Origin of the sequence: Acinetobacter sp. YZS-X1-1, from assembly GCF_000804305.1 — a bacterium.
Classification (GTDB): Bacteria; Pseudomonadota; Gammaproteobacteria; order Pseudomonadales; family Moraxellaceae; genus Acinetobacter; species Acinetobacter variabilis.
Map to the genome: position 1 here is coordinate 1 of NZ_JWHB01000001.1, position 12,749 is coordinate 12,749.

General features: G+C 44.0%; 11 protein-coding genes and 2 tRNA genes. 6 read left to right on the forward strand and 7 right to left on the reverse strand.

Annotated elements, in window-relative coordinates; all coding sequences use genetic code 11:
• Positions 1–79: 79 nt before the first annotated feature.
• Both RJ01_RS00005 and RJ01_RS00010 read right to left on the reverse strand, forming a co-directional pair.
• Positions 80–156 (reverse strand) — tRNA-Arg (locus RJ01_RS00005).
• Between the two features lie 13 nt (positions 157–169).
• A tRNA-Ser gene (locus RJ01_RS00010) sits at positions 170–259 on the reverse strand.
• Between the two features lie 260 nt (positions 260–519).
• Here RJ01_RS00010 and rnr point away from each other — a divergent pair.
• The 6 genes from rnr (at position 520) to RJ01_RS00040 (ending at position 7,326) form a co-directional block, all read left to right on the forward strand.
• Complete coding sequence (gene rnr, locus RJ01_RS00015; RefSeq protein ID WP_034169651.1) at positions 520–2,967, forward strand: ribonuclease R; 2,448 nt, start codon at positions 520–522, stop codon at positions 2,965–2,967.
• Between the two features lie 79 nt (positions 2,968–3,046).
• Positions 3,047–3,592: a hypothetical protein gene (locus tag RJ01_RS00020; RefSeq protein WP_034169652.1), complete on the forward strand. Its 546-nt coding sequence runs from the start codon at positions 3,047–3,049 to the stop codon at positions 3,590–3,592.
• A gap of 71 nt (positions 3,593–3,663) precedes the next feature.
• Positions 3,664–5,703 carry a M3 family metallopeptidase gene (locus RJ01_RS00025; RefSeq protein ID WP_034169653.1) on the forward strand — a complete coding sequence of 680 codons (2,040 nt, stop codon included), beginning with the start codon at positions 3,664–3,666 and terminating at the stop codon, positions 5,701–5,703.
• Positions 5,704–5,743: 40 nt separating this feature from the next.
• Positions 5,744–5,956 carry a YheV family putative zinc ribbon protein gene (locus RJ01_RS00030; RefSeq protein WP_171064841.1) on the forward strand — a complete coding sequence of 71 codons (213 nt, stop codon included), beginning with the start codon at positions 5,744–5,746 and terminating at the stop codon, positions 5,954–5,956.
• A 14-nt stretch (positions 5,957–5,970) separates the two neighbouring features.
• A complete protein-coding gene (locus RJ01_RS00035; protein WP_034169654.1) occupies positions 5,971–6,390 on the forward strand; it encodes a hypothetical protein in 420 nt (139 codons plus the stop codon).
• 60 nt (positions 6,391–6,450) lie between these two features.
• The gene (locus RJ01_RS00040) at positions 6,451–7,326 is read left to right on the forward strand and encodes a DMT family transporter (RefSeq protein ID WP_034169655.1); all 876 of its coding nucleotides are present in this window, start codon (positions 6,451–6,453) and stop codon (positions 7,324–7,326) included.
• Positions 7,327–7,374: 48 nt separating this feature from the next.
• On the opposite strand, the gene RJ01_RS00045 is transcribed toward RJ01_RS00040, so the two are convergent.
• From RJ01_RS00045 to RJ01_RS00065, 5 genes are all read right to left on the reverse strand, one after another.
• Positions 7,375–9,657: a TRAP transporter large permease subunit gene (locus RJ01_RS00045; RefSeq protein WP_034169656.1), complete on the reverse strand. Its 2,283-nt coding sequence runs from the start codon at positions 9,655–9,657 to the stop codon at positions 7,375–7,377.
• Positions 9,658–9,834: 177 nt separating this feature from the next.
• Complete coding sequence (gene rrtA, locus RJ01_RS00050) at positions 9,835–10,407, reverse strand: rhombosortase (RefSeq protein ID WP_005233757.1); 573 nt, start codon at positions 10,405–10,407, stop codon at positions 9,835–9,837.
• Between the two features lie 72 nt (positions 10,408–10,479).
• Positions 10,480–11,520 (reverse strand): hypothetical protein, encoded by a 1,041-nt coding sequence (locus RJ01_RS00055; protein ID WP_034169657.1) that lies wholly within the window; start codon positions 11,518–11,520, stop codon positions 10,480–10,482.
• Between the two features lie 546 nt (positions 11,521–12,066).
• Entirely contained in the window at positions 12,067–12,453 is a 387-nt protein-coding gene (locus RJ01_RS00060) for a hypothetical protein (protein ID WP_034169658.1), read from the reverse strand.
• The gene (locus RJ01_RS00065; protein ID WP_005233752.1) at positions 12,446–12,703 is read right to left on the reverse strand and encodes a succinate dehydrogenase assembly factor 2; all 258 of its coding nucleotides are present in this window, start codon (positions 12,701–12,703) and stop codon (positions 12,446–12,448) included. The genes RJ01_RS00060 and RJ01_RS00065 overlap by 8 nt, the downstream gene beginning before the upstream one ends.
• Between the last annotated feature and the right edge of the window lie 46 nt (positions 12,704–12,749).

Genomic DNA, 12,749 nt, shown 5'->3' on the forward strand with positions numbered 1-12,749 from the left:
AAGTGCTCTATCCAGCTGAGCTATGAGCGCGTAACTTGTGTCGTCTTTATTAGACTACGTTATTTTCCGATTTACTTATTGGTGCGCTCAGAGAGATTCGAACTCCCGACCCCTTAGTTCGTAGCCAAGTGCTCTATCCAGCTGAGCTATGAGCGCGACATAAGTAAATTGGCGGTGAGAGAGGGATTCGAACCCTCGATACAGTTACCCGTATGCGTCCTTAGCAGGGACGTGGTTTCAGCCACTCACCCATCTCACCGTAACGTGCCGCCATAATACAAATTTCGGCATAGCACTGCAAGCACAGCTTGAAAAAAAACTGCATATTTTTGCTCGTTTAAATACTTTTTAAACAATTTCCCTGTTTTTAGTCATTTAAGTCCTGAAAAACCCGATAAATTTCCAGTTATCTAAAATTAGCCAAAAATCGAAAACTTAAACAGATTATTGCAATCATTTACGTGCAGTCTGCACTGACATGACTTATGCTAAACCTATCTCCAAGGACACTTTAAAGATATGATGAAAAATTGGGTCGATCCTGAAGCAAAAGCTGAAGCCGAACGTTATGACAACCCTATTCCAAGCCGTACCCTGATTCTCGAAACTATAGAAGAAAAAACTGCCCTGTCCCATGCCGACCTGGTGGAATATTTTGAAATTGCCGATCAAAAAAGTATTGATGCCCTGAGCCATCGTCTGATTGCGATGGTACGTGACGGGCAATTGATGAAAGACGGTTACAAGTTCCAGATCGCGGCGGAACAGCCTGAGCATGAAGCAACGGTATATATCAACTCCAAGGGAAGCGGCACAGCCAATATTTCAGGTGAAGATGACCTGCTCTTACCTGAACGTGAATTGCGTCAGGTCTTTAACGGTGACCGTGTCAAAGTCCGTCGGACCTCAGTAGACCGCAAAGGTAAGGCCTGGGGCTTTATTACCGAGGTTTTGCAGCATCGTGTCAAACAGATCATTGGTAAAGTGTCTGAATATGAAGGCGAATATTTTGTTCAGCCAGCTAATCCAAATGCACATCAGCCTATTACTCTAGAAAAAGAGCTGATCGAGCATGCCCAGGTCAAAGTCGGCGATTCAATCCGCGTGGCAATTGACACCTACCCGACTAAAGAAGAATTTGCGACTGGCCATATTGTGCAGTCGATGGCAGACAAAGCCGATACCGAAATCATCATTCCACAGACTATTCTGGAATATGGCCTGCCATATGAATTCCCTGAAGAAGTCTTGAAAGAAGCGGAAAGCTTTAAAGAGCCTTCTGCCAAAGACCGTGAAGGCCGTGTCGATCTACGTGATTTAGCGCTTGTCACCATTGACGGGGAAGATGCACGTGACTTTGATGATGCGGTCTATGCAGAAAAACGTCCGGGCGGTGGTTATCGTGTCGTCGTGGCGATTGCTGACGTGAGTCATTATGTACGTCCAGGCAAACCACTGGATGATGAAGCGCAAGAACGTGGAACCTCCGTGTATTTCCCGCACTTCGTTTTACCAATGTTGCCTGAAGCACTCTCTAATGGACTGTGTTCTTTAAATCCGAATGTCGACCGTCTGTGCATGGTCTGTGATCTGAAACTGTCACGAGCTGGCCGAGTGACCGGATATGAATTCTATCCTTCGGTGATGCATTCCAAGGCACGTCTGACCTATGATCAGGTCGCGAAGTATTTTGAAGGTGATAGCACAGCAATCACGGAAGATCGTAGCGTACGTAAATCACTAAATACCCTGTTCCAGTTGTATCAAATTTTAAAAGGCTTACGTGCTGAACGTAATGCAATGGAATTCGAAACCATTGAAACCTATATGACTTTCGATGAGCTGGGCGGTATCAATGAGATTCTGCCACGTACCCGCAATGACGCGCATAAGCTGATTGAAGAATGTATGTTGCTAGCCAACGTTGCAGCAGCTGAATATGCATTGAAAAATGAAATACCGATGCTGTACCGGGTGCATCAACCCCCTGAGTTCTCACGTATCCAGAAAGTTCGTGATTTCGTGAAACTGCTGGGTCTGCCATTCCCGGAACAGCCAACCCAAGCTGACTATCAAGCGGTGATTGAAGCGACCAAAGACCGGATTGATGCGCCAAGTATTCATGCCGTGTTATTACGCTCCATGATGCAGGCCTATTACGGTGCCGACAATGCTGGTCACTTTGGTCTGGCTTATGAAGCGTATACACACTTCACTTCTCCAATTCGCCGTTACCCGGATCTGTTATTACATCGTGCTATCAAAGCTCATTTGAGTAAAAAGCCATATCCAATTTCAGGTGCATCTTTAGATGATGCCGGTGAGCATTTCTCAGCGACAGAACGCCGTGCTGATGAAGCCTCCCGCTCTGTAACGACCTGGCTGAAATGTCACTATATGCAGCAACATCTTGGTGAAGAGTTCGTCGGAATTATCAGTGCAACGGCTGAATTTGGTTTGTTTGTCACGCTGAAAGACCTCTATGTCGATGGTATGGTGCATGTTAGCCAGTTGGGCGATGACTTCTTTGTCTTTGATCAAAGCAGCCAGAGTCTGGTCGGCCAGAACCGTGGCCAGATCTTTGGTCTGGGTGATGAAGTCAAGATCAAGGTCGCTGGAGTCAATCTGGAAGAACGCAAAATTGACTTTGAATTGATCCAGCAACTGACTCATGCGGGTCGTCCAATTCGCGCCCGTGCTCCACGTGTCGCAGAAAAAAAACCTGCACCACGTCCGGAAGCAAAAGAGGAAGTCTTCAATAATCATGAGCGTGCGCAAAAAGCCCAGCCCAGTGATGATGGAGAACAGCCCATACGACGCAAAAAAGACAAATCCAAGCCCAGTTCCTACAGCAAAAAGCCTGCTAAAAAATCTGCAGGAAAGTCTGAAGCAAAGGCTAAAGATAAAGTAAAGAAAAAAGCCAAGATCAAAAAGAAAAAGTCGAATGCAAAAGCCAAGACTGAATAATGTTTGATGATCATAAAAAGAGCGCTACGGCGCTCTTTTTATTTATAATCAATATACTAATTAAAAGTAAAATTATAAATTGGATACAGTTAATATTCTTACATTAATCATTTCCCTCACAGCTCTACTTGTAACCTATGCAGTGTTTAAATCAGATCAACAGCCACAGATTCTTATTTTTGCTACACCTCATTATGGAAAAGAATCTTTAATTCAACTTCATGTTAAAAATATTGGTAAATCTATCGCTCACAATGTAAGAGTCTTTAGCGACCGACCTATTCCTCAAGCAGCATTTGGAATTGAGAAATTAAATTCTAATAAGCAATATTTTGATTCTGGTATTTTTAAAAATGAAATAAAAGTATTTCCACCTAATCAAAGTTACATATACGATTGGGGACAATATGGAGGTTTTAAAGAATCATTAAATAATACATCTATCACCTTCACTGTGACTTATTTTTATAAACATCCTTTAAACCTGTGGAAAACCAAAATCTCTATTATCGATATAAATGAACTAGAATCTCTTCCTTCATCCAATGGCGGCATCTTAGAACAATTAAAAAATATCAATAAATCCTTAACAACCTTAAATCAAAAAATTGAGAAAAAATTATAGATAGCTTGATTTCCCTACCAATAAGCCCTACATCTAGATTTAACACAGGAAATGACTTCGGCAGAAACGACATGACATTAGAAAAAGCAACTTTACCCGTTCCACAATTCGATCAGATTACGCTGGCAGACCTTAAACAAAAAATTGAAGACTGCATTCAGCAAGGCTTGCAATTTCTAAATGAACTGACCCAGACGCCTGATACTGTCCAGGAACAACTTGCGGTTCTGAAGCAAGTTGATACGCTAGAAAATAATATGGGCGAGTCCTGGGGAGTTTTATCGCATCTGAACGCAGTCATGAATAACAGTGAAACCCGTGATGTTTATCAGGCGCTATTACCGGGTCTAAGTGATTACTATACCCAGCTGGGTCAGCACACAGCGCTATATCAAACCTATCAACATGTACAGGATGCACCAGTCTTCAATGAACTACCGGAAGCCCAGCAAAGTGCAATTAAACTGGCGCTACGTGACTTTAAATTGTCAGGCGTAGCTCTAGAGGGTGAAGCAAAAAAACGCTATGCGGAAATTTCTGCACGTTTGTCACAACTTTCCTCAGATTTCTCCAATCATGTACTGGATGCAACTCAAGCTTATTTCAGACCGCTTAAGGAAGAAGAATTAGCGGGGCTGTCTGAAAGCAATATTGAACTGTTAAAACAATATGGCCAGCAACGTGAGCTGGATCAGCCGGTTGCCACTTTAGATTTTCCGTCTTATCTGGCAATTATGACTCACGCCGAAGATCGTGGCCTGCGTGAAGAGCTCTATAAAGCCTATACCACACGCGCGTCAGATCAGTCCGAACAGACTGAATTTGACAATACAGCCATCATGGAAGAAATCCTGAAATTACGTCAGGAAATGGCAGCACTCTTAGGCTTTAATAATTATGCCGAATATTCACTGGCCAGCAAAATGGCACCGAATGTCGAGGCTGTGGATGAATTCCTGCGTGATCTGGCAGAACATGCCCGTGCGCCTGCTGAACAGGAAGTGGCTGAACTGAAAGCGATTGCTGCTGAAGATGGTATTACTGACTTAAAACCTTGGGACAGCAGTTACTATTCTGAAAAGCTGAAAATGCAGCAGTTTAATCTGTCTCAGGAATCGCTGAAACCCTATTTCCCGGCTCCAAAAATCTTGCAAGGTCTGTTCAGTATCCTGAAACGTTTATATGACATTCAGGTAGTTGAACGTGAAGCGCCAGTCTGGCATCCAGATGTACGTTATTTTGAACTGGAAGACCAAGGCGAAGTGATTGGCGGTTTCTATTTTGACCTCTATGCGCGTCAGGGCAAACGTGGCGGTGCCTGGATGAGCGGCTTCCGGTCACGCATGCAAACCGCTGAGGGTCTGCAAAAACCGATCTGTTATATGGTGGCAAACTTTACTCCACCAGTCGGTAACCGCCCTGCACTACTGACTCATGATGAAGTGATTACCCTGTTCCATGAGTTTGGTCACGGTCTGCATCATATGCTGACAGAAGTGGACAATATTGCTGTGGCTGGTACACACGGCGTGGATTGGGATGCTGTTGAGCTACCAAGCCAATTTATGGAATTCTGGGCTTGGGATCAGGACAGTTTAAACCTGCTTAGCGAACATATCGAAACCAAGGAAGTCTTACCTGCTCACTTGTTAAAAGCCTTACTGGATGCCCGTTTCTTCCAGTCCGGTATGCAAACTTTGCGTCAGCTGGAATTTGCTTTATTCGACCTGAGCATTCATCGTGCCAATCCGGCATTGAATGCTGAACAGATTCAGGCAACCTTGAACGAGATTCGTGAAAAATACGCCGTTTTACCCACTACACCATATAACCGGTTCCAGCACAGCTTCAGTCATATCTTCGCGGGTGGATATGCAGCGGGCTATTATTCTTATAAATGGGCAGAAGTTTTGGCCAGTGATGCCTTCGATCGCTTCGAAGAAGAAGGAATTTTTAACACTGAAACCGGAAAGCAGTTTAGACAAAAAATTCTAGCAGTTGGCGGAAAAGATACAGCACTTGACGCATTTATCAATTTCCGCGGACGCGAGCCAAAAATAGATGCTTTGTTACGTCATCAAGGTTGGACGAACCGCTCTAAAAACGCTTAAACTACGTTTTTAAGTAAATCACAGGGTGAGTATGATGGCTATCAAACGTCGTTTCATTGCAGGCGCAAAATGTCCTAAATGTCAGGCGTTAGATCGGATCGTTATGCTGACCTCTGGTGAAGCTGAATGGATTGAATGTATCGAATGTGGGTATGAAGAAAACCGTCCTACCCATATCGAGGAACCTGAGTCACCAGCCGTTCCGGATGAAATTGGTGTGATTCAGTTTAAACCCCGTCAGCCAAAAGAATAATTTCGGGAACCTAAATGACTCTAGATCATCGACAAAATCCTAAACTTTTATGGGGAATAGTGAGCGGATTAATTGTTGTGATTATTGCCGTTTTAATAATTACACAGTTTTTTCTCACACAAAATGAAACATTACCGGCACATCAGGGTGACTTGATGCATGCACCGGTGACACAAGCCGCACCTAAAGCAGAACCTGAACCGGAAGAAATTGTGCCTACTTCTGAAAATGTCTTGGTCGATGCCTCTATTATAAGAGAAGAAGTCACTGAAAATGCCACTTTGGCGAAAGAAGAAATTGCCAAACTGGAAGATATCCAGCAACAGCTCAATGAGCAGGAAAAAAGCCTGAAGCAACAGCATAGTGATGCGGATGAGCTGATTAAACTCAAAGAGGAACAAATCAAGTTACTCGAAGCACAACTGGCACAATAGTCAGAATGAGTTAGGGATTTTCAGCTAGAATATCCACAGATTTTCTAGCTAAGTTCCCCCATGAGTGTAGCCTCTCCCTCGCATCTGGTTAAGGCAATTGTCTTTCTGACCTGTTCCGCTTTTCTGTTTTCAGTCATGGGCGTCTGTATCCGCTTCGCCTCACACACGGTTGACAATGCCACGGTGGTATTTTTCCGGAATTTTGTCGGCCTGTTTATCTTTCTGCCATTAATCTTTAATAAAGGCATTAGCTTTTTTAAAACTGAAAAACTCTGGATGCACACCTGGCGTTCTGTCGCAGGTCTGACAGCGATGTATGGCTTTTTCTATGCCATTGCACATTTAAAGCTCTCCAATGCCATGGTCTTCACCTATTCCTCACCGATTTTTATTCCACTGATTGCCTGGCTGTTTCTAAAAGAAAAAGTCACTCAAAGCATGTTACTGGCTGCTGCGATCGGTTTTATTGGCGTGTTGTGCGTGGCTAAGCCTGATTCCGGTTTATTTAACCTGATGTCTGTGATTGGCTTGAGTGCCAGCTTCCTGGCTGCTATGGCTTTTGTCACGGTTCGCGCACTAACTCAGACCGAACCACCAGAACGGATTGTGTTTTATTTCTGTCTGATCGGCACCCTGATTTCCATGGTTCCAATGTTCTTGCATTGGCGTCCTTATACTCTGACTGAACTCGGTTATTTAATTGCAGCCGGTTTATTAGCAAATACCAGCCAGTTATTTCTATCCAATGCTTATAAACTGGCACCTGCTGGTCAGATTGGGCCAGTGAACTATATTGCGATTTTTTTTGCTGGCTTATGGGGTTTTATATTCTGGCAGGAAGTTCCGGATCTCTATAGTCTGCTCGGACTAGGGCTGATTTTTTGTGGGATTTTACTGTGTAGTCCTGCTTTACAAAATAAGTTTAGGCTGCGTTAAGGCCACAATAAAAAAAGCACCCGAAAGTGCTTTTTTTATTTGCTTAAATTACTGATACCAGCCGAAGAGTTTAAATACATAAGGTACATAGGCAATGATCAGCATCGCTGGCAGTAACACGATCATCGGTAAAATCCAGCGCTCGTAACGGTAATAGAAGGACTTATGTCGAACTTCTGCATCCGCCTCGGCCACCTCCGCATCACCAATGGATTGCCTTGCTAACAGATGGTTCAGGGCAACTGGTGGTGTCACATAACCCAGCTCGAAACCAATCAAGGTAATCATCCAGAAGTGCACCGGATGAATTCCATACTGATAGGCGACTGGTGCAACCGTTGCTGAAATTAGGATCACTGCGCCGAATGGGTCCATAATCATGCCAACGAACACCATCAGGCCAACAATCATGGAAATCACCAGAATGGTACTGCTGATATCTGTCGGGAACGCTTCCATAATTTCCATACGTTCCAGCAGGCCACCCACACTGACAGACAGTGCCATCAGGATCACCAGCGCACCAATGTGTCCAACCGTTTCACTGGTCGAAATGTGTAATGATTTCCAGAAGCCGACTTGACGCAAGCTTTCACCAACAGTCGAACGTTTTACACCATGGTCTACAGCCAGCTCACTGCCCTGCTGCTCAATATGCTCTGCTTCACGATATTCAGCATTCATGGCTGTACCCGCGGTCGCCATTGCAGGCGTATTTGCTGAACCTAAGGTGGTAGTTAAGGTTTCATCCCAATGTCCCATTGGCGGTAATGGTGCAGGCTCATGACGTAACTTATCAAATAGCACGATCATCAATAGAATGACTGGCATCATGACAGGTGCCGTAAATTCATTCAGATCTGTAGACAAGGCATATTTGTAGAATAGCCAGATCAGGATGAAAATCACGATATAAGGAATCACGTTTACAAAGGCACGTGCAGACTGTGGTGCAGCCAGACCAGGCGCAGCAATACGGAATTTGCTTTCAGCAAAGAATAGCGAAATGATCAGGAACAATGTTGAACTGAGCAGGAAGACATAGACACCGTAGTGATACAACATATCTGTCGTCACTTCCTTGTTCAGTGAAGCTACCACAACAATTAATAGACATGGACGTAATACCACACCGAGTGAACCCGACATGGCGGTTGCTGCCAAGGCAAACTGACGGCGACCACCGGCATTCCACACTTCCTTATAAATGATCGCACCTGCAGCAATCACGAAAATTCCAGATGCACCGGTATAAGCGGTTGGTAATGCAGCTGCCAGCAGGATTAACCAGGTCAAGGTTTCTGGAGCCAGATTCCATGGACGCAGGATATTCAGGAACATGTCTACGACACGGGTTTGTTTCAGCAACATACCGGCCCAGATAAATAAGGCCAGATTCAGGAAGATGCTCGAAAATTCAACCAGTTGCCCCAGATAGATGCCCTGACCCATCGGGTAATCCATCAAGAAGACAAAGTTAAACCCGGTACTGATGGCCATATAGGCATACAGTGGCACGCTTAAGAAAGCCAGTCCGAAACTACCCCCTTCTCGGGTCGCCTGAGGTGGCTTAATGACTTGGTACAAACTGATCAGGGTCAATGTTCCAAAGAGAATCATCCATAGCCAGTAGACATACTTCATGTCTCCCATCGGCACCCCAGAATTCAGCACCGACATATATTGGCTATAGGAAGAATAGACTAGGAAACTGTTCGCGATCAGCATCGCCACGGAATAGACTTTGAAATCGATACGGGTGGCTAGGCTACGTAGACCGATATGATGGGTTTTTAATGTCGCACTGATTGCAGCAAATACCACCATGATAATCAACAGTAAGGCACGGTTTTCAGTCCCAAACTTGAAAATGCCAAAGAATGAGGTTTCAAAACTGCGATAAGCGCGAATACTTGGATGCGCTTCAATATGCGTCATCGCCTTGTCATAGAACTGGTAGGACTCTTCACAGACCTGTTGTGCCTGCATAACTGCAGCACGCACATCCGCTTCAGAACGTACACCGAAGAAATCGGCATATTCATCGGCGGCATCTGCTTTTATCTGCTCCTGAACTTTTTGATCGACATTAATATTACGATCACATTGTGGTGCTTTCGGTTCAGCACGCAAAAACGAATATTGCATGCCTGTCGCCGGATCACCATACAGACGCTCGCCCATACGCAGTAACTGACCATGAATCATTTCCCCGGTTCCAATCACTAAGGTCAGTAAGAGCAAGATGAGCACGACAAAGGTCGAGATCCACTCTGTCCAGATATAACGTAACAGACCTAATCCTGATCTGTTTTGATTATCGTTGTACATGTATTTTCCTATTCTTGTTTTCGCGCCTTACATTCTTTTAAGCGCTGGTCTTTCTGTCTGCCCCGAAAATTCCTTTACAAGGGTCAGTATTATTATTTGCTGTTTTGACTCTGCATGAAAATCAGCAGAATAAAAATGACAATTTATCTTTTCTTTTTGTCTTTTCTGCCAACAGTTTCAGCTATCCCCAACATAGTTACCCAAGATATAGAGCAATGCGACTACCACTCCCCAGATCACCCCTAACAAATGCGCTTCGACCAGTACCGGACTGCCAATAAGTTGTGCAGTTTCCTGATTTCCAATGGTATTTTCCCAAATTAGTTTGGCAAAGATTAAAAATAATACCAGTACGGCAAATCCACGTTCACGTTGATAAAGCAGATGCACACAGGCGACTGCGACATAGGCCCCATGTAATACCCCGGATAGTCCTGCATATGCTTCAATATTTGGCAGGAAAAAATAAAAACTCAGGCTGATCAACGGTGGCAGAATCAAAAGGATTGAGACGAAATGCCACACAGATGCACGGGGAAAAATGAAAGGCAAACAGATAAAGGCAAGAATATTCAGAAAATAATGGGCCCAGCCGACATGCACCCAGTGCGCAGTCCAGAGCCGCCAGAATTCTCCGAGCAGGCTTTCCTGCCAGTAGATGAAAGCATCGTTAAAGATTTGCAAACTCGCTGAAAGAGAGACAAAAGCCGCCAGAAAAATAATTTTTCGTCGAAGATGTTGATCTTGCATCGGCTCCTTGAACTCCTTTCAGCATATTGAAAATGACCCCTATGAGCATCATTCACTTGATTTTTGATTAAATTATAGGTCAGCGCTGAACAGATCATCCAGTTCTGAGGAATTATCTGTTTCATCCCAGAAGGTCTGCATGCCATCATCTGCACTACGAATACCGGTATTTTCAGTCCAGTAACGGTCAGAAATACCATTCACCATAATGGCAGCCATACTGTCGATCAGCTTGAACTGAGGATTGACCGGTTTTTCATCACTACGTGCCTGATCAAAAGTTCTTAATGCATCACGAATTTTGGCATCATCCCCACTGGCCTGTGCGGCTACAGCATATAAGGCATGTGATAAACGTACACCTTTTTGCTCACCAATTTGTACTGACTGTTTCAGAGTTTGGTAAGGATCAGGTTTCCCATCACCTGCCCCTGGCAATAAAGTCCAGATGACAGCACGGGTTGCATTTGGCGCGCCCCAGAATTTGGTATTATCCAGACAGGTCATGCCACGCTCAACCACAGCCGCAATATCTTTAGGTACTTGTACGGCCCCACCCGAGTTAATGTCATTGGTCATGGCTTGCAAGCCACTCAGCATGCCCAGCAGATAAACTGTCTGTTCAATATCACTGTTCATGCGTGGACAGTCTTCACCCAGCGCTTTTTTATATTTTTTCTCATAACGGGTCTGAAATAACTGATAACCCGTGTACTGGCGTTGTGCAGCCAATGCAGCCCAGCGTTTCTGCTCAATCCGCGCATCCTGAGCTTCAGTCACCTGGTTGACTTTAGAAGCACGCAGATACCGTAGCTCTGCATCCAGTGCTTTCTGCTCGGCACAAATTCCGGCTGCAGAATACATCAGTACTGCGACACGAGTCGGATCAGCCCCCATTTCTTTAGTCGACATGATGGCCGGTGTTAAAGAATTCCCGGAATTACACACCATCTCGGCATCATCCATCGCCAGGATTGGTGGAACAATATGCTTTTCAGTGAAACCCAGCGCCACATTGGCACCGGTTTTAATGACCTGAGAACATCCTGTTAGAACTGTTGTTGTTATTGCAATGGTCGCCATACCTTGGCATATTTTTCGGACGCTCGACATTTTCCTGTCCTCTATAATTGTGATTATGTCCATTATTCTGCTAAACATATCAGAAGCATATAGCGAATAAAAGAGTATTTACTCTAATTTAGACCAGACACTTTGCCATTAAATCGCCCAGCTTCAATTGACTGTAGTAGATAAAATCCCAAATTTTGGGCAAAAAAAAGTAGCATTGCGACGGTTCAGCACATGCTACTTATCAACTTGGCAAGTCGAGAAGAAAATAGGTTCTCGAGCTTAATTCTGTTATTTAGGTGAAAATCTGTCCTTCAGCACCGTTCCCAGCCGTCCTATGACTAGGGCCATCACAATCGCAACGATCAAAAACATCCACATTGGAAATTCCATCATGATCTCCTGTGTTCGCTGTTGGTGAGTTAAATGTACCTGCTTATAAAAAAAGCAGCTGAAAAATTGTCAGACAATTCATTGTTTTTACAGAGAAATATAATTTTTTTGTCTGACAATTTAAGCGGGATTAGCGTATAAATATTTATTTTTAATCAATTTATTTAAAATTTCGGAATCTCATTTGTCGGACAATTAAAGTATTTTTGTTAAAACTTTCAAAGACTTCCATTGTTTAAAAGGTAACTGATCACACCAGATGAGCAACGGACGTGCTTTTGCATGTTGGAAATACACCACGATATAAGCTTGGTGATCAATCACGTGACTGATCAATACTCGCCGTGTGCCTTGTGCAGCTGTAGTCAGTGACCATTCACGTCCATCCAGATATTCAAACTGCTCAATGTGCGGTGTCTTACGATAAAACAACTGGTAAATGACCAGACCGATGACGCCGCAAACCAGCCAAATTGTCACAGGCAATAACTGATACAGCAGGAACATCAATACAGCAAAAATAAAAAGCTGAAACACCAGTGCACACTTACTGCGTTTCAGCTTAAAACAGCGATTATCCATGAACGTAAAATTTAAGTTTCTTGATAAAATCTTTTAATTCAGGGCGTGGGGGTTCTGACACTTCCATAAACCAGTCCAGCAGGTCCGGATCTTCCTGTGCAACCAGCTCAGCAAACATCTGTTTTTCGAAGGGATCAGCATTGAGATAATAGTTTTTCACGTAGGGATCAAAATATACATCGATCTCTTTCAAGCCACGACGCGCGCGATAAATCACTTTGCGCTCTTCTAAGGTGATGTCATCAGTCATCGAATTTTCCCAACTCGTTACAAACCTGAGTAGTTTACCTTAAGCC